This window comes from Gammaproteobacteria bacterium (assembly GCA_036381015.1).
GTDB lineage: Bacteria > Pseudomonadota > Gammaproteobacteria > Steroidobacterales > Rariloculaceae > ZC4RG20.
In genome coordinates this window covers 66,765-83,689 of sequence record DASVDR010000021.1, presented here as the reverse complement: position 1 = coordinate 83,689, position 16,925 = coordinate 66,765, and the positions used below count along the sequence as shown (strand labels likewise).

Annotated in this window: 14 protein-coding genes; 8 read left to right on the top strand and 6 right to left on the bottom strand. The window is 68.3% G+C overall.

The annotated features are described in order from the left end of the window. The first annotated feature begins 131 nt into the window (after nucleotides 1–131). The 3 genes from dnaN (at nucleotide 132) to gyrB (ending at nucleotide 5,131) form a co-directional block, all read left to right on the top strand. Nucleotides 132–1,226: a DNA polymerase III subunit beta gene (gene dnaN, locus VF329_08210; protein ID HEX7080981.1), complete on the top strand. Its 1,095-nt coding sequence runs from the start codon at nucleotides 132–134 to the stop codon at nucleotides 1,224–1,226. Nucleotides 1,227–1,616: 390 nt separating this feature from the next. Then, on the top strand, nucleotides 1,617–2,699 hold the full coding sequence (recF, locus tag VF329_08205; GenBank protein HEX7080980.1) for a DNA replication/repair protein RecF: 1,083 nt from the start codon (nucleotides 1,617–1,619) through the stop codon (nucleotides 2,697–2,699). Nucleotides 2,700–2,716: 17 nt separating this feature from the next. Next, nucleotides 2,717–5,131, top strand: coding sequence for a DNA topoisomerase (ATP-hydrolyzing) subunit B (gene gyrB, locus VF329_08200; protein ID HEX7080979.1), 2,415 nt, complete (start codon nucleotides 2,717–2,719; stop codon nucleotides 5,129–5,131). Between the two features lie 44 nt (nucleotides 5,132–5,175). Here gyrB and VF329_08195 read toward each other — a convergent pair whose 3' ends face one another. From VF329_08195 to VF329_08185, 3 genes are read right to left on the bottom strand one after another with little or no spacing between them, the layout of a single operon-like run. Then, nucleotides 5,176–5,943: a lysophospholipid acyltransferase family protein gene (locus VF329_08195; protein HEX7080978.1), complete on the bottom strand. Its 768-nt coding sequence runs from the start codon at nucleotides 5,941–5,943 to the stop codon at nucleotides 5,176–5,178. A gap of 5 nt (nucleotides 5,944–5,948) precedes the next feature. Beyond that, complete coding sequence (gene gmhB / locus VF329_08190; protein ID HEX7080977.1) at nucleotides 5,949–6,494, bottom strand: D-glycero-beta-D-manno-heptose 1,7-bisphosphate 7-phosphatase; 546 nt, start codon at nucleotides 6,492–6,494, stop codon at nucleotides 5,949–5,951. Beyond that, nucleotides 6,491–8,035: a glycine--tRNA ligase gene (locus tag VF329_08185; protein ID HEX7080976.1), complete on the bottom strand. Its 1,545-nt coding sequence runs from the start codon at nucleotides 8,033–8,035 to the stop codon at nucleotides 6,491–6,493. The genes gmhB and VF329_08185 overlap by 4 nt, the downstream gene beginning before the upstream one ends. Nucleotides 8,036–8,363: 328 nt before the next feature. Here VF329_08185 and glnA point away from each other — a divergent pair, with 328 nt between their 5' ends. The 4 genes from glnA to ntrC all read left to right on the top strand — a co-directional run bounded on the left by glnA (nucleotide 8,364) and on the right by ntrC (nucleotide 13,064). Continuing rightward, the gene (glnA, locus tag VF329_08180) at nucleotides 8,364–9,773 is read left to right on the top strand and encodes a glutamate--ammonia ligase (GenBank protein ID HEX7080975.1); all 1,410 of its coding nucleotides are present in this window, start codon (nucleotides 8,364–8,366) and stop codon (nucleotides 9,771–9,773) included. A gap of 164 nt (nucleotides 9,774–9,937) precedes the next feature. Next, nucleotides 9,938–10,495: a DUF4124 domain-containing protein gene (locus VF329_08175; protein HEX7080974.1), complete on the top strand. Its 558-nt coding sequence runs from the start codon at nucleotides 9,938–9,940 to the stop codon at nucleotides 10,493–10,495. Next, nucleotides 10,411–11,640: a nitrogen regulation protein NR(II) gene (gene glnL, locus VF329_08170; GenBank protein ID HEX7080973.1), complete on the top strand. Its 1,230-nt coding sequence runs from the start codon at nucleotides 10,411–10,413 to the stop codon at nucleotides 11,638–11,640. The genes VF329_08175 and glnL overlap by 85 nt, the downstream gene beginning before the upstream one ends. Continuing rightward, nucleotides 11,637–13,064, top strand: coding sequence for a nitrogen regulation protein NR(I) (ntrC, locus tag VF329_08165; GenBank protein HEX7080972.1), 1,428 nt, complete (start codon nucleotides 11,637–11,639; stop codon nucleotides 13,062–13,064). Before glnL ends, ntrC begins: the two co-directional genes overlap by 4 nt. Here the strand turns inward: ntrC and VF329_08160 are convergent. Beyond that, entirely contained in the window at nucleotides 13,009–13,971 is a 963-nt protein-coding gene (locus VF329_08160) for a Gfo/Idh/MocA family oxidoreductase (GenBank protein ID HEX7080971.1), read from the bottom strand. The genes ntrC and VF329_08160 overlap by 56 nt on opposite strands. After that, on the bottom strand, nucleotides 13,968–14,756 hold the full coding sequence (gene lpxA, locus VF329_08155) for an acyl-ACP--UDP-N-acetylglucosamine O-acyltransferase (protein ID HEX7080970.1): 789 nt from the start codon (nucleotides 14,754–14,756) through the stop codon (nucleotides 13,968–13,970). Before lpxA ends, VF329_08160 begins: the two co-directional genes overlap by 4 nt. A 62-nt stretch (nucleotides 14,757–14,818) precedes the next feature. Between lpxA and VF329_08150 the strand changes: the two genes are divergently transcribed. Then, on the top strand, nucleotides 14,819–15,865 hold the full coding sequence (locus tag VF329_08150; GenBank protein ID HEX7080969.1) for a GTPase: 1,047 nt from the start codon (nucleotides 14,819–14,821) through the stop codon (nucleotides 15,863–15,865). Between the two features lie 11 nt (nucleotides 15,866–15,876). Here the strand turns inward: VF329_08150 and VF329_08145 are convergent, their stop codons facing one another. After that, on the bottom strand, nucleotides 15,877–16,830 hold the full coding sequence (locus VF329_08145) for a dihydroorotate dehydrogenase (protein HEX7080968.1): 954 nt from the start codon (nucleotides 16,828–16,830) through the stop codon (nucleotides 15,877–15,879). Between the last annotated feature and the right edge of the window lie 95 nt (nucleotides 16,831–16,925).

Sequence of the window (16,925 nt, the reverse complement as noted above, 5' to 3'; positions counted from 1 at the left end):
AGGCGCGGGCATCCTTGTGCACACGGGTGCTCTTGTCGCAATAGATTGTTTTTATTGGTCTTTTTACAGTTCTCCAGCATTTTGCCGGGGCTCTAGTAGACATCGAAGAAATATAAACAGGTAAATCAGAAATGAAGTTCAGCGCACCACGAGAGACGCTACTCGGGCCCCTGCAAGCCGTGATCGGGGTCGTCGAGCGACGGCAAACGATGCCGATCCTGAGCAACGTGCTGCTGGTCGTGCGAGACGGCGTGCTGAGCGTCACGGCTACCGATCTCGAGGTCGAGCTCGTGGCCGAAGCGAGCGTCGACGACGCGTCGCCCGGGGAGATCACCGTGCCGGGGCGAAAGCTCCACGACATCGTCCGGGCGCTGCCGGACGGCGTTCGGGCCGAGGTCGCGCTGAGCGGCGAGAAGGTCACCGTGAAGGCCGGGCGAAGCCGGTTCACGCTGTCGACGCTGCGGGCCGGCGACTTTCCGACGGTCGACGACGTCGCCGCGCAGCAGAGCCTCGACGTTGGCGCGAAGGACTTGAAGCGGCTGCTCGAGAAGACGCACTTTTCGATGGCGCAGCAGGACGTGCGGTACTACCTGAACGGGCTGCTGCTCGAGACCGACGGCGGCTTCCTCCGCGGCGTCGCCACCGACGGACATCGGCTCGCGCTCGCCCAGATCGAGCTCGAGGAGCCGGCAGCGCAGAACGAGCAACAGATCGTGCCGCGCAAGGGCGTGCTCGAGCTCAATCGCCTTCTCGGGGACGAAGGCCGGGTCCGGCTCGCGCTGGGACGAAACCACGTGCGGGTCGTCGTGGACGGGCTGCGGCTCACATCGAAGCTGATCGACGGCCGCTTTCCCGACTATAGCCGCGTGATTCCGCGCAGCCCCGAGAACGTGATGACGGCCGACCGGCAGCTGCTCCGCCAGGCGCTCCAGCGCGCAGCGATTCTGTCGAACGAGAAGTACCGCGGCGTGCGGCTTCAGCTCGACGAGAACAGCGTCGTCGTGCAAGCGAACAATCCGGAGCAGGAAGAGGCGGTCGAGAGCCTCGAGGTGGAGTATGCCGGGAAGGCGATGGAGATCGGCTTCAACGTGAACTACCTGCTCGATGCCCTCGGAGCGGTCGACGGCGAGCGCGTGCGCATCGGCGTCACGGACGCGAACTCGAGCTGTCTGATCACCGGCGACGACGAGACGACGAAGTTCGTCGTGATGCCGATGCGTCTTTGACCAAGCGGCGCGCTTCCTCCGGTCCGGCGGCCCGGCAGCGGGGCAGCGCCCGCGCTTCGACGGCATCCGTAGCGGGAGACGCTCCGCCGAGGCAACCTGGATCGAGGAAATGACCCGCCTTGCAACCTGACGGAGTCGGCCGTCATCGAGTAGCGTCGGTGCACCGGCGACGCGCGTGGCCCAGGCGGCCGCTGCCGCGCTCCGCCCGGGCAGCGTGCCACGACGTTGGAGGAATCCCGCGGCGGCTCCGCGGTCGCGGCGCGCGGAGGGACGGAAGCCACTGAGCCGCGGACCGGAATTCCGAATGGCCGACTCGACACTCCTTCCGGCTTTGCTCCCCGAGCAGCGGCCCCGAGCGCGCCGCGCGGCCGGCTGATCGGGCTTCCAGTCGTGCCGCTCGAACGGATCCGGGTCGACGGGCTGCGCATCCTGAAGGATGTGGACTGCCGGCTGCACCCGGAGCGGAACTACTTTTTTGGCCCGAACGGCGCGGGCAAGACAAGCCTCCTCGAGGCGATCTATTTGCTCGGTCGCGGCCGGTCGTTCCGTACACGGCAGAGCCGCCGGCTCGTGCAGCACGGACGGGAGAGCCTGTCGGTTTACGCCGAGCACCGGGGCGCGGCGGGAGACGTGCAACGGATCGGCGTCGGTGTCGGACCGGACGGGCTCGAGTATCGAATCGACCGCCGGGCGGGCGTCGGCGTCACTGACGTCGCCAGACGGGTGCGCGTCGACGTGATCGACCCGAGCCTGCACAAGCTCGTCGAAGGCGGTCCCAGCGAGCGCCGCCGCTTCATCGACTGGGGCGTGTTCCACGTGGAACCTTCCTACCTCGACGCGTGGAAGCGGTACCGACGCGTTTTGGGGCAGCGGAATGCAGCGCTGAAGGCGCAGGCCGGGACCGAGCAGCTCGCGACGTGGAATCGAGCGTTGATCGACGCGGGCGAGGTCGTGCATCGCGCCCGGGAGGAATACGTCGAAAGGCTGGCGAGGGCCGTGACGGAGGTCGGCGGCCGCCTGCTCGGCTCGAGGCTCGAGATCACGTATCGGCCCGGGTGGCGCCTAGGCCTCGGCTTCGCCGAGGCGCTCGCGGAGGCGGGCGAGCGGGATCGGGCGTTCGGCCACACGCAGGTGGGTCCGCACCGCGCGGACCTGGTCGTCTCGGTCGACGGCGTCCCGGCCGCCGACGAGGCCTCGCGCGGGCAGCAGAAGCTGGTCGCAGCCGCGCTGATCGCGGCGCAGATTCGCGAGACGCACCGCGCGGCGAAGGCAGATGTGGTCCTGCTCGTCGACGACCCCGCCGCGGAGCTCGATCGTCACGCGCTCGGCCGGCTGGTCACCGAGATCGAAGCGCTGCCCTGCCAGCTCGTGATCACGGGGCTGTCACCCGAGGGGCTGCCGGTCGAGGCCGGGTGCCCGGTGTTCCACGTGGAACAGGGGAGGGTCGAGCGATGCTATAATGAGTCGATTTAGCTCAAGATCTGCAACCGATGAGTCAGAGCGAGTACACGTCCAAGAATATCAAGGTCTTAAAGGGGCTCGAAGCGGTCCGAAAGCGGCCGGGAATGTACATCGGCGACACCGACGATGGCACCGGCCTGCACCACATGGTTTTCGAGGTCGTCGACAACTCCATCGACGAGGCGCTGGCCGGTTACTGCACCGAAATCGCCGTGACGATCCATCCGGACGAGTCGATCACGGTCACGGATAACGGACGAGGGATCCCGGTCGACATCCACCCGGACGAAGGGCGTTCCGCCGCCGAAGTCATCATGACGGTCCTCCACGCGGGCGGCAAGTTCGACGACAACTCCTACAAGGTCTCTGGCGGCCTGCACGGCGTCGGCGTGTCCGTCGTGAACGCGCTGTCCGAGTCGCTCGTTCTGACGATCTACCGCGGCGGCAAGGTCTATCGGCAGAAGTATGCGAACGGCGAGCCGCTCGCGCCGCTGGCCGAGATCGGCACCACGGATCGGACCGGCACGACGATCAGCTTTCAGCCGAGCCCGGTGGTGTTTTCGAACCTCGAGTTCGATTACGACACGCTCGCGAAGCGTCTGCGCGAGCTTTCGTTCCTGAATTCCGGCGTCCGGATCACGCTGACGGACGAGCGCGACGACCGCAGCGACGTCTTCGAGTACGCCGGCGGGATCAAGGCCTTCGTCACGCACTTGAACCGCAACAAGACCCCGATCCATCCGACGGTCATCCATTTCGAGGACAAGCGCGGCTCGATTCAGGTCGAGGTCGCCCTGCAGTGGAACGACGGCTATCAGGAGTCGATGTTCTGCTACACGAACAACATTCCGCAGCGGGACGGCGGCACGCACCTCGCCGGCTTCCGCGCGGCGATGACCCGAACGCTGAACCACTACATCGAGCACGAAGGCATCGGCAAGCGCGAGAAGGTCAGCCCTTCCGGCGACGATGCGCGCGAAGGCCTGACCGCCGTGCTGTCGGTCAAGCTGCCCGACCCGAAGTTCTCGTCGCAGACCAAGGACAAGCTCGTCTCGTCCGAGGTCAAGGCGGTCGTCGAGTCGATCGTCTCGTCGCAGATCGAGACCTTCCTGCTCGAGCACCCGAGCGAAGCCAAGGTGATCGTCGGCAAGGTCATCGAGGCGGCGCGGGCCCGCGAGGCCGCCCGGAAAGCGCGCGAGATGACGCGTCGCAAGAGCGCGCTCGACGTCGCCGGCTTGCCCGGCAAGCTCGCCGATTGCCAGGAGAAGGACCCGGCCTTGTCCGAGCTTTTCCTCGTCGAGGGCGACTCGGCAGGCGGCTCGGCGAAGCAGGGGCGCGACCGACGCACGCAGGCCGTCCTGCCGTTGAAGGGAAAAATCCTCAACGTCGAAAAAGCGAGATTCGACAAGATGTTACAGTCGCCCGAGGTCGGCACGCTGATCACCGCCCTCGGCTGCGGCGTGGGCCGCGAAGAGTTCGATCCGGACAATTTGCGGTACCACCGGATCATCATCATGACCGACGCGGACGTCGACGGCTCCCACATCCGCACGCTGCTGCTCACCTTCTTCTACCGGCAGATGCCGGAGCTGATCGAGCGCGGGCACGTCTACATCGCGCAGCCGCCGCTCTACAAGATCAAGCGCGGCAAGCAGGAGTTCTACGTCAAGGACGATGCCGAGCTGAATGCGCTGCTGCTGCGCAGCGCGGTCGAGGAGGCGGAGCTTTACCCGAGCGCGGACGGGCCGCCGATCCAGGGCGAGACGCTCGAGCAGCTTGCCCGTCAGTACATGGAAGCCAAGGCGATCATCGAGCGCTGGGGCAAGCGGTACGACGCGAACGTGCTGCGCGCGATGATGTGGCTGCCCGCGATCACGTCCGCGCAGCTCGAGGATGCGGCCTACATGCGGGGCTGGAGCGCGCGGCTCGAGGAGCGGCTGCGCGCGCTGAACGGCACCGGCCCGCGATACCGCGTTCACTATCAGCCGGCGGAGAGCGGCGTCGACCCGGCGCTCTACGTTACGCGCGAGTTCCACGGCGTCACCGCTACGAAAAACCTCCAGCCGGGATTTTTCCGTTCGCCGGAATATCAACGGATCGCGACGATCGGCGCCGGCTTCAAGGATTTGCTGTCGGCCGGCGCGTACGTTCGGCGCGGCAAGGAGCGCAAGGAGGTCGTCACGCTGCCCGAGGCGGTCGATTGGCTGATGGCGCAGGCGAAGCAGGGTCAGTCGATCCAGCGCTACAAGGGTCTCGGCGAGATGAATCCCGAGCAGCTCTGGGAGACGACGGTGAACCCCGCCACGCGCAGGCTGATGCAGGTGCGGATCGAGGACGCCGTCGCTGCGGACGAGATCTTCAGCACGCTGATGGGCGACCAGGTGGAGCCGCGGCGCGACTTCATCGAGCGCAACGCGCTCGCGGTCTCGAATCTCGACGTCTGATCGCGGGCTCGGCCGGCCCGCGGGCGCCGCTCACCGGCTCGCCCTCAGGCCTGGGGCTGCCGCTCCGGCAGCGGGCCGGGGACCGGGGACGGCGCGTCGCGCGTGATGTCCTCGACCGCGGCTTCGATCCAGGCCCGGGCCTCGGCGGTCACGTCGCGCGCGTCCCGCCCCCCGGTCGGGATCGGGGAGCCGATTCGCACCCGCACGGTCCCGGCGCGCTTGAGCCAGCCCCGCCGCGGCCAATAGCGGCCCGCGTCGTGCGCGACCGGCACGATCGGCTTGCCGGCCGCCTGCGCGAGCAGCGCGCCGCTCAGACCGAAGCGCCCCGTTTGTCCGAAGGGCACGCGCGTGCCCTCCGGGAAGATCACGACCCAGAGGCCTTCGGCGAGGCGCTCGCGGCCCTGCGCGATCACCTGCTCGACGGCGGCGCGTCCGCCTCGGCGATCGATCGCGATCGGCTTCAGGAGCCGCAGGACCCAGCCGAAGAACGGCGCCCACATCAGCTCGCGCTTCAACACCCACGTCTGGCGCGGAAACAGCTCGAGCTGCGCAATCGTCTCCCACGTCGACGAGTGCTTCATCAGCACGACGGCGCTGCCTTCCGGCAAGTGCTCGCGTCCCTCGACGACGAAGTCGAGCCGGCACAGCCGCCGGAGCATCCAGAGCATCGCGCGGCACCAGCCGCGCGCGGCTCGATACGTCACGTGCCGCGGCAGCGGCGCCGTCAACAGCACGATCGGCGCGTAGACGGGGATCGAGACGAAGAGATACAGCGTGAACAGCACGGAGCCGATCCACTGCCGAAGCGCCATCGGCGTCACTCGGCAAGCAGCGCATCGACGGCGGCGGCGAGATCCGGGTAGATCGGGACGCCGAGCGCCTCGGCCGCTCGACGGTCCGCCTCCGATCGGCCGCCGACGAAAAGCGGCCGCGCCCCGACCGCCCGCGCGGCTTCGACGTCCGTCAGCTTGTCGCCGACGAACGGCACGCCGCGAAGCGAGCAGCGGAAATCCTCCTCGATCTTCCGCAGCAGCCCCGGCCTCGGCTTGCGGCAATCGCAGCCGTCCTCGGGACGGTGCGGGCACACGTAGATGCCGGCGATCGCCCCGCCGGCGGCGCCCGCTTCAGCCCGCAGCCGCGCGTGGATCGCATCGACCGTGTCCATCGAGTAGAGCCCGCGGCCGACGCCGGACTGGTTCGTCGCGACGACGACGTCGAAGCCGGCGGCATGAAGCCTCGCGATTGCGTCGAGGCTGCCGGGCAGCGCGCGCCACTCGTCGGGCGATTTCACGTAGTCGTCCGAGTCCTCGTTGATCACGCCGTCGCGGTCGAGAACGACCAGCTTGCGGCCCGTGTCGCTCACACGGCCCCTCCGACCCGCTCGGCGACGTAATCGCCGACTCGATCCGCAGGCACTCGCGTCTGCTCGCAGCTGTCGCGCTCGCGAACGGTCACCGTGCCGTCGGCGAGGGTGTCGCCGTCCACCGTGATGCAGAACGGCGTCCCGGCTTCGTCCTGCCGCCGATACCGCCGGCCGATCGCCCCTTTCTCGTCGTAGAAGACGTTGAAGCGCCGCTTCAGCTGCCGGTAGATGCCGAGCGCCGCCTCCGGCATCCCTTCCTTGCGAACGAGCGGAAACACGGCGGCCTTGATCGGCGCGATCCGCGGCGAAAGCCGGAGCACCGTTCGCGGCTCGCCGCCGACTTCGTCTTCCGCGTACGCGTCGCAGAGAAACGCGAGCGCCGCGCGATCCGCCCCGGCCGACGGCTCGATCACGAACGGGAGAAAACGCCGCTTCTCCGGATCGGGCTCCAGATCGTCGATGTAGCGCAGGTCCTTCCCGCTCACCTCCATGTGACGGCGCAGATCGAAATCGGAGCGGTTCGCGATGCCTTCGAGCTCGCTCTGCCCGAACGGGAAGCGGTACTCGACGTCGGCGCAGCTCGCGGCGTAATGCGCGAGCTCGTCGGGCTCGTGCTCGCGAAGCGCAAGGTTCTCCGCACGAAGCCCGAGCGAGCGATACCACGCGTAGCGCCGGTCGCGCCAGTAGCGATACCAGGCCGGAGCTTCCTCGGGCCGACAGAAGAATTCGATCTCCATCTGCTCGAACTCGCGGCTGCGGAACGTGAAGTTGCGCGGATTGATCTCGTTGCGGAACGCCTTGCCGATCTGGCCGATCCCGAAAGGCAGGCGCACGCGAGCGGTATCGAGCACGTTGCGGAAGTTCACGAAGATGCCTTGCGCCGTCTCCGGCCGAAGATACGTGACGCTCGAGTTGTCCTCGAGCGCGCCGACGTGCGTCTTGAACATCAGGTTGAACGCGCGCGGCGCGGTCAGCGTGCCCGGGCCGCTCGCGCCCGGCGCGATCGTCCTCGCCCGCTGCGCGTCGTCGGCGAGCGCGCCTTCGACCGCCTCGAGCCGCAGCGTCTTGCCGGCGCGGCCCTTCCGCAGCGCGGCGATGCGCTTCGCGTGCGGCGCGATCAGCTCCTCCTCGCCGGTCTTTCCCCATTCGCCCGGCGACGCGAACAGCACGTCCTCGACCCGCTCGCCGTCGAGCACGACGGCGAAGACGACGAGCTGATCCGCGCGGTACCGCGCCTTCGTCTCCCGGCAGTCGACCATCGGATCGTTGAAGCCGCCGACGTGCCCGCTCGCCTCCCAGACCCGGGGATTCATCAGGAGCGCGCTGTCGATGCCGACCATCGAGAACGCCGACGGCGCGCCTTCCGGGACGGACGTCTCGTCATGGTGCGCAATCATGTCGTCCCACCACGCGGCCTTGATGTTGCGCTTCAGCTCGACGCCGAGGGGCCCGTAATCCCACGCGCCGTTCAACCCGCCGTAGATCTCGCTCGACGGAAAGATGAAGCCGCGACGCTTGCAAAGAGAGACGAGCTTTTCCATCGAGACCATCACAGCAACTCCGGGGCGGGCCGGGAAAGCGCGCAAGTATAGCCAGCGCCGCAGCGTCCGGCAGGCGCACCGGCCGCGCCGCGCCGCTGGCAAAGCGCACCCATTTGGTGCATCATGCCTAGCGTCCCGCACCACATTGGTGCAACGAGCAGCAGCCAAATCGACCTATTCCTCGTCTGATCAACGCGTTAGCGCGCAACGGCTGGGTGGCACAAATAGTGCACAATGGCAGGCTCCAAGATGGAGCACGCGCCCTCGGCGGGCTCCGCCGCGGCGGATCGACAACGACACGAGATCAAGTCAGGAATCGGAGGAAACCATGTCCCCAGCCGAAGTATTGCAGTTGATCAAGGAAAAAGGCGTCAAGTTCGTCGACTTACGGCTGACGGACACGCGAGGCAAGGAGCAGCACGTAACGGTTCCGGCCGCGACGGTCGACGAGAGCTTCTTCGAGGACGGCAAGATGTTCGACGGCTCGTCGATCGCCGGCTGGAAGGGCATCAACGAGTCGGACATGATCCTGATGCCGGACTGCGATACGGCCGTCCTCGATGTCTTCACCGAGGAGCCGACGCTCAACGTCCGCTGCGACGTGATCGAGCCCGCGACGATGCAGGGCTACGTGCGCGATCCGCGCTCGGCCGCGAAGCGGGCCGAGGCCTACCTGAAGTCGACCGGCATCGCCGACACGGCGTTCTTCGGGCCGGAGAACGAGTTCTTCATCTTCGACGACGTGCGCTGGTCGGTCTCGATGCAGGAGGTCTTCTACGCGATCGATTCCGTCGAGGGGCACTGGCAGTCCGGAAAGGCGCGTCCGGACGGCAACCTCGGCCATCGCCCGGGCATCAAGGGCGGGTACTTCCCGGTGCCGCCGGTCGACTCGCTGCACGACATCCGCTCCGCGATTTGCCTCGCGCTCGAGGAGATGGGCCTCGTCGTGGAAGTCCACCACCACGAGGTCGCGACCGCCGGCCAGGGCGAGATCGGCATCAAGTTCGACACGCTGGTCCGCAAGGCCGATCAGGTCCAGGTGCTGAAGTACGTCGTGCAGAACGTCGCGCACAGCTACGGCAAGACGGCGACGTTCATGCCGAAGCCGCTCGTCGGCGACAACGGCAACGGCATGCACGTGCACCAGTCGCTCGCGAAGGACGGCAAGAATCTGTTCACCGGCGACGGCTACGGCGGGCTGTCGGAGCTCGCGCTCTACTACATCGGCGGCATCATGAAGCATGCGCACGCGATCAACGCGTTCACGAATGCGTCCACGAACAGCTACAAGCGGCTCGTGAAGCACTTCGAGGCGCCCACGCTGATCGCGTACTCCGCGCGCAACCGCTCGGCCTCCATCCGCATCCCGTACGTCGCGAATCCGAAGGCCCGGCGCATCGAGGTGCGCTTCCCGGACAGCACCACGAACCCCTATCTCGGGTTCACGGCGATGATGATGGCGGGGCTCGACGGGATACAGAACAAGATCCATCCCGGCGAGCCGATGGACAAGGACCTCTACGACCTGCCGCCCGAGGAGGAGAAGGAGATTCCGACCGTCTGCTTCTCGCTGCAGCAGGCGCTCGAGGCCCTCGACCGCGATCGCGCGTTCCTGAAGAAGGGCGACGTGTTCAGCGACGAGCTGATCGACGGCTACATCGCGCTGAAGCAGGAGGAGATCACGCGGGTGCAGATGGCCACGCATCCGGTCGAATTCGACATGTACTACAGCCTCTGACGGCGTCGCGAGCTCGGTGGTCCGTTCCGTAGTCGCAGCACCGCACCGAATGCCGCTGTGATTGCGGGGCGGACCCGTTTTGTTAAATGCCGAAATGTGGCGGAACTCTCAGAATTCCGCCCGCTCGGTAGCTCGCCCGATCGGGCGACGTTAAGCTTTGGAGCATGCGGAAGTGGTGGCTATCCCTGATCGCCCTGGCTTCGGGCGCGGCGAGCGCGGTGCCCGTCTGGCGGTGGGTCGACGAGAACGGGGTCACCCACTATTCGGACCTTCCGGTGCCGGGCGCGGAGCGCATCGAGCTCACGAGCGCGCAGACGATCCGGAGCCAGGCCCGTGCCGCTCCGAGCGTCGCGCCGCCCGCGGCGGAGCAGCCGCGCGCGCAGGCGCAGCCGTACCGCCGCTTCAACGTGATCACGCCGTCGCAGCAGCAAACGTTGTGGAACATCGGCGGGACGCTCGACGTGCAGCTCGACCTCGATCCGCCGCTGCAAGCCGGGCACACGCTCGACGTTTACCTCGACGGGCAGCGGCGCAATCTGAGCTCGACGTCGCCGCAGCTCTCTGTGCCGGAAGTGTTCCGCGGCGTCCACACTCTGCAGGCGGCGATCTTCGACGAGAATGGCAACGAGATCGTCAGATCGCTGGCCGTCACGTTCATGGTCCAGCAGACCAGCATCCTGAACCCGAACAACCCGAACGGCGTCCGCGCGGGCGGGAACTGACCTGCTCGGCCAGCGCCCCGGCACCGCCGCCGCCGTCGAGGCGGGCCGGCGCAAGCCGGGCGGGCGCGGGCGCGTCGCCCGATGCCGGCGACATCCTGCAGAGCCTCACGACGGCGATCGTCGCGCTCGACGAGCGGCTCTCGATCACGTACCTGAATCCTGCGGCCGAGAACCTTCTCGGGATCAGCGCCCGCCAGGCTGCGGGGCGCGCGCTCTCCGAGCTGGTCCGCCCGCCCGACGAGCTCGAGCGGCTCTGCCGCCGCGTGCTCGACAGCGGTCTCACCTTCAGCTTGCGCGAGCTCGCGGCACGGGTCGGCGAGCGCGAGATCATCGTCGACTGCCGGGCGGGCCCACTCGACACGGACCGCGGCCTGCTGCTCGAGCTCGTGGACATGGAGCGCGACCGCAAGATCCGGCGCGAGAACGAGCTGCTCGCGCAGCAGCGGCTTTCGCGGCGCATCATCCGGCAGCTCGCGCACGAGGTGAAGAATCCGCTCGGCGGCCTGCGCGGCGCCGCGCAGCTGCTCGAGCGCCAGCTGCCCGCGCCGGAGCTCAAGGCGTATACGCAGGTGATCATCGACGAGGCCGACCGGCTCGCTTCGCTCGTCGACGGCATCGTCAAGGCCGGCGGCCGCCCGCGGCCGTCGCCGATCAACGTTCATCAGATCACCGAGCACGTCGCGAGCCTGATCGCCGCGGAGAAGCCGTCCGGCGTGCAGCTCGTCCGCGATTACGACCCGAGCTTGCCGGCGGCGACGACCGATCGCGACCAGATGATTCAAGCCTTCCTGAATCTCGCGCGAAACGCGCTTCAGGCCGTCGGCGGCGAAGGGCGCATCGTGTTCCGGACGCGGGCGTTGTCGAACTACACGATCGGCGGCGAGCATCACCGGCTCGTGCTGTCCCTCGAGGTCGAGGACGACGGGCCCGGCATTCCCGAAGAGCTGAAGGAGACGATCTTCTACCCCCTCGTCACCGGCCGTGACACCGGCACCGGCCTCGGCCTCACGATCGCCCAGGATCTCGTGAGCCGGAACGGCGGGCTGATCGAGTTCACGAGCCGGCCGGGGCGGACGGCCTTTCAGCTGCTGCTGCCGCTCGTGCCGAGCACCGACGCGCCCGGGCCCGGAGGGAGCGCGGCATGACGACGCCCGGTCTCTCCGTCTGGGTCGTCGACGACGACGAGTCGGTCCGCTGGGTGCTCGAGCAGGCGCTGAAGCAGGCGCAGATGCTGCCGCGCAGCTTCGGCTCCGGCCGCGAGCTTCTGCACGCGCTCGAGCGGGATCGGCCGGACGTGCTCGTCACCGACATTCGGATGCCGGACATGAGCGGCCTCGAGCTGATGGAGCGGCTCGCAGCGGCCGAGCCCGACGTGCCCGTGATCGTGATCACGGCGCACTCCGATCTCGACAGCGCGGTCTCCGCCTATCAGGGCGGCGCGTTCGAGTATCTGCCGAAGCCGTTCGACATCGACGAGGCCATCGAGCTCGTGTCGCGCGCCGCGCGTCAAAACGGGCGCCGCCCGAGCACCGAGACCCGTGCACCGACGACGCCGAAGATCATCGGGCAGGCCCCGGCGATGCAGGAGGTCTTCAAGGCGATCGGCCGGCTGTCGCGCTCGAGCATGACGGTGCTGATCACCGGCGAGTCGGGCACGGGCAAGGAGCTCGTCGCGCGGGCGCTGCACGAGAACTCGCCGCGCGCGCGCGCACCGTTCGTCGCGCTGAACACGTCGGCGATCGCGGCGGAGCTTCTCGAGTCGGAGCTCTTCGGCCACGAGCGCGGCGCGTTCACCGGAGCGATGGAGCGGCGCATCGGCCGCTTCGAGCAGGCGAACGGCGGCACGTTGTTTCTCGATGAGATCGGCGACATGTCGCCGGCGCTTCAGACGCGGCTGCTGCGCGTGCTCGCCGAAAGCGAGTTCTTCCGTGTCGGCGGGCAGACGCCGATCCGCGTGGACGTCCGTGTCATCGCGGCGACGCATCAGGACCTCGCGCAGGCCGTCGCGGCGGGCCGCTTCCGCGAGGATCTTTACCACCGCCTGAACGTCATGCGGATCGAGGTCCCGCCGCTTCGGCACCGGCGCGAGGACATCCCGGTTCTCGCGCGCTTCTATCTCGAGCGCGCGGCGAGCGAGCTCGGTGTCGCGCCGAAGACCCTCGGCCCGGCCGTCGTCGAGGTGCTGACGCGCTACGACTGGCCCGGGAACGTCCGGGAGCTCGTGAACCTCTGCCGCCGGCTGACCGTCACGGCGGCGGGCCGCGAGATCGTCGTGCACGATCTGCCGCGCGAGCTCGGCGGCCTCGAAACCCAGACGTCGGCCGATTGGACCGCGGAGCTCGCGCAGTGGGCCGAGGGGCAGCTCGCGGCCGGTGCGCCGCAACCACTGCTCGAGGAAGCGCTGCCGGCCTTCGAGCGCACGCTGATCGTCGCCGCGCTCCGCACGGCCCGCGGCAAGCGCCTGGAAGCCGCGAAGCTCCTCGGCTGGGGGCGCAACACGCTGACCCGCAAGATCAAGGAGCTCGGTCTCGAGTCCGGCGCTTTGCGCGACGGTCGATGTCCTCGATGATCGCCTCGGCCAGCTCGAGTGCCGCGACGCCGTCCCGGCCGGAGACGACGCAGGCCTTGTCGTTCAGGATGGCGTCGACGAACGCCTCGGTCTCGGCGAGCAGCGCATCGCCCTTGTCGAGGCTCCAGCGCTCGAACTTGAGCGGGTCCTCGTCGCCGCGGCCGGCGTGCGTGATCACGCGGCGCACCTCGCCTTCGCCGAAGTCGATCGAGACGTACTGGTTGCGCTGAAAGACGCGGAAGCGCCGCTGCGCGCTCGCGGAGACGCGCGACGCGGTCACGTTCGCGATCGCGCCGCTTTCGAACTCGATCCGCGCGTTCGCGATGTCCACGGTGTCGGTCAGCACGCCGATGCCGACGGCCGACACGTCACACGGCTTCGATCCCACCAGCGACAACGTGACGTCGAGGTCGTGAATCATCAGATCGAGGACGACGTTGACGTCGGCGCCGCGGCGCTTGAACGGGGCGAGGCGGTGACACTCGATGAAGTCGATGGCCGTCAGCCCTTCGCGCGCGGACAGTAGCGCCGGATTGAACCGCTCCACATGGCCGACCTGGAGCTTGAGCCCCCGCGCCTCCGCGAGCTCCGTCAAGACCCTCGCCTCCTCCGCCGTTCGCGTCATCGGCTTCTCGACGAGCACGTGCACGCCCTGCTCGAGGAAGAACCGCGCGAGCTCGAAGTGCGCGCTCGTCGTCGCGGCGATCGTCACGGCGTCGACGAGCCCGGCGAGCTCGCGGTGATCCGCGAAGAAGCGCGTGCCGAGCGCGGCCGCCGCGCTCTGGCCGGCGGCCGCGTCGACGTCGCAGACGCCGACCAGATCGGCCGCGGGCACGGCGCGGTATTTCTCCGCGTGAAAGCGCCCGAGGTATCCGGCGCCGACGACGGCGACACGCAGCCTGCTCATCGTGCGATCCCGCGGCGGGAGGACTCGAGGAACGCGACGAGGCGGTCGATCTGCGGGCTCGGCGCGCACTCGCCGCGAATCCGCTCGACGACGGCGGGGATCGTGAGCGCCGAATCGAGCACGAGCCGAACCGCCCGGTCGATGTTACGGCGCTCCTGTGCGTCGAAGCCGGCGCGCTTCAGCGCGACCTTGTTCGTCGCGCGCACGGTCGCCCAGTAGCCTTCGGCGATCGTGAACGGCGGGATGTCCTTGTTCGCATACGAGCCGCCCGCGAGAAAGGAATACGCTCCGAGGCGCACGAACTGCGTGACGCCGCTGTGGCCGCTCAGGATCGCATGATCGTCGATCTCGACGTGTCCCGCGATCTGCGCGAGGTTCGTCAACACGACGCCGTTCCCGAGCCGGCAGTCGTGCCCGACGTGCGTGTACGCCATCAGGAAATTGTCGTTGCCGACACGCGTCGTGCCGCCGCCCTTCTCGGTGCCGAGGCTGATCGTGACGTATTCGCCGATCCGGTTGCCGTCGCCGATCTCGAGCAGAGCGTCGTCGAAGCCGCTCGCGTAGCCGAGATCCTGCGGCGGGCCGCCGAGCACCGAGCCGCTCTGGATCAGGTTGCGCTCGCCGATCGCGACGCGCCCGAAGCGGCTGCCGATCCGCACGTGCGACTCGACGACCGTGCCGGACCCGATCCGCACGCGATCCGCGATCACCGTGAACGCGCCGATCTCCGCATCGGGCGCGATCTCGGCGCCCGGGTCGACGCAGGCGGTGGGATGAATGCTCACTCGGCGGACCTCCACAAGGCAGCCGCCACTATAATCGATGCTCTCGGCTCGGAGCTCGATCGATGCCGGCCAACTTGACGCCCGAGTACAAGCGCGCCGAGCAGGCATATCGCGCGGCTCAGGACGAGCGCGAGCGGCTCGCGCTGCTGAAGGAGATGCTCCGGACGATTCCGAAGCACAAGGGCACCGAGCACCTTCAGGCGGATCTGAAGAGCCGCATCAAGCAGCTGACGGACGAGCTCGCCGGGCCGAGAAAAGGCGCGGCGCGCACCGGGCCCGTGCACACGGTGCGGCGCGAAGGAGCGGCGCAGATCGCGCTGCTCGGGCCGCCGAGCTCCGGCAAGTCGAGCCTGCACGCGCGGCTCACCGGCTCGCGCGCGGCGATCGGCCCGTATCCGCACACGACGCGCGAGCCGCTGCCCGGCATGCTGCCGTTCGAGGACATCCACTTTCAGCTCGTCGACCTTCCGCCGATCTCGGCGGACTATGTCGACAGCTGGCTCGTGAATGCGCTGCAACGCGCGGACGCCGCGCTGCTCGTCGTCGATATGTCGGACCCGGCCTGCGCCGAGCAGGTCGAGGCGATCGTCAGGCAGCTCGAGGAGCGCCGCGTCAGCCTGATCGCCGAATGGCCGGCGAGCGTTGCGCGCCCCGCGCACGGCGCCGAGGACGATGAAGACGACGATGACGAGATGCCCGATCCGTTCCGCATCCGTCTGCCGACGCTGCTGGTCGCGAACAAGAGCGACCGCGAGCTCGATCCCGCCGATCTCGAAGCGCTCGAGGAGCTCATCGGCATCGCGTTTCCGTCGATCGCCGTCTCGGCCGAGACGGGCGCGGGCCTCGACGCGATCGGGCCGTTCCTGTTCCGCGAGCTCGGCATCGTGCGGGTCTATACCAAGGCGCCCGGCAAGCCGCCGGAAATGGACCGGCCGTTCACGATCCGCCGCGGCGAGACGGTCCTCGACGTCGCGCGGCTCGTGCACAAGGACATCGCGAGCTCGCTGAAATACGCGCGCGTGTGGGGCACCGGAGTGTTCGACGGTCAGCAGGTCGGCCCCGAGCACGAGCTCCACGACCGCGACGTCGTCGAGCTGCACATGCATTGACGGCGGCGGCGTCAACCGCTCGCTTGCATGTCGAGCGTGTGGCCGAGATCGAGCGTTCCGGTCAGCTCCGCGACCGACGTGAAGCCGTGCGCGTCCAGATACTCGGCGATCCCGGCGTTGATCTTCTTCGGGGCCATCGGGTCGTAGAAGAGCGCGGTGCCGACGCCGACCGCCGCGGCGCCGGTCACGAGGAACTCGAGCGCGTCGCGGGCAGTCTCGATGCCGCCTTGGCCGATGATCGGCACGCCGTGCCGGCGCGCCTCCTGGTAGACGCGATGGACGTTCAGCAGCGCGATCGGACGGATCGCGGGGCCCGAGAGCCCGCCCTGCACGTTGCCGATGATCGGCCTGCGGCGCTCGACGTCCACGGCCATGCCCATCACCGTGTTGATGACCGCGAACGCGTCGGTGCCCGCGTCGATGCAGGCTCTCGCGTTCTCGGCGATGTCCGTCTGGTTCGGGGAGAGCTTCGTGATCAGCGGCTTCGCGGTCGCCTTGCGGCACGCGGCGACAACGCGCGCGGACGTGTCGGGATAGTTCCCGAACGCGACGCCGCCTTCCTTGACGTTCGGGCACGAGATGTTGATCTCCATCGCGTCGATCGGCGAATCGTCGAAGCGGCGCGTGACCTCCGCGTACTCCTCGATCGTCGACCCGCAAACGTTCGCGATGAAGCGCGTCTCACCGAAGTCGAGGCGCGGCAAGATTTTCCGGACCACGTGATCGACGCCCGGGTTCTGCAAGCCGATCGCGTTCAGCATGCCCGCGGGCGTCTCCCAGATCCGGTGCGGCGGGTTCCCGAGCCGGGGCGCGAGCGTCGTGCCCTTCAGCACGATCGCGCCGACGTCGCGGTTCGAGAAGCCTTCGACGCGCGTGTACTCCTCGCCGAAGCCGACGCAGCCGGAGAGCAGCACGACCGGAGACGCGAGCTTCAATCCGCAAAAATCGATCGCGAGCCGGTCCATGATCTCTTCAGTTTTCCCGCAAGCCCTGCGCGGGCATGATGCCACAACGCGCGGCACACTATGACGCGCGGCCCATCGGCCGCAGGCCCATGGAG

What these genes read in the sequence shown, in the direction of transcription:
- VF329_08145 (HEX7080968.1), bottom strand. Translation starts at nt 16,830, where the DNA reads ATGGACCGGCTCGCGATCGATTTTTGCGGATTGAAGCTCGCGTCTCCG.
- VF329_08175 (HEX7080974.1), top strand. Translation starts at nt 9,938, where the DNA reads ATGCGGAAGTGGTGGCTATCCCTGATCGCCCTGGCTTCGGGCGCGGCG.
- glnA (HEX7080975.1), top strand. Translation starts at nt 8,364, where the DNA reads ATGTCCCCAGCCGAAGTATTGCAGTTGATCAAGGAAAAAGGCGTCAAG.
- gyrB (HEX7080979.1), top strand. Translation starts at nt 2,717, where the DNA reads ATGAGTCAGAGCGAGTACACGTCCAAGAATATCAAGGTCTTAAAGGGG.
- VF329_08160 (HEX7080971.1), bottom strand. Translation starts at nt 13,971, where the DNA reads ATGAGCAGGCTGCGTGTCGCCGTCGTCGGCGCCGGATACCTCGGGCGC.
- ntrC (HEX7080972.1), top strand. Translation starts at nt 11,637, where the DNA reads ATGACGACGCCCGGTCTCTCCGTCTGGGTCGTCGACGACGACGAGTCG.
- VF329_08185 (HEX7080976.1), bottom strand. Translation starts at nt 8,035, where the DNA reads ATGGAAAAGCTCGTCTCTCTTTGCAAGCGTCGCGGCTTCATCTTTCCG.
- VF329_08150 (HEX7080969.1), top strand. Translation starts at nt 14,819, where the DNA reads ATGCCGGCCAACTTGACGCCCGAGTACAAGCGCGCCGAGCAGGCATAT.
- VF329_08195 (HEX7080978.1), bottom strand. Translation starts at nt 5,943, where the DNA reads ATGGCGCTTCGGCAGTGGATCGGCTCCGTGCTGTTCACGCTGTATCTC.
- dnaN (HEX7080981.1), top strand. Translation starts at nt 132, where the DNA reads ATGAAGTTCAGCGCACCACGAGAGACGCTACTCGGGCCCCTGCAAGCC.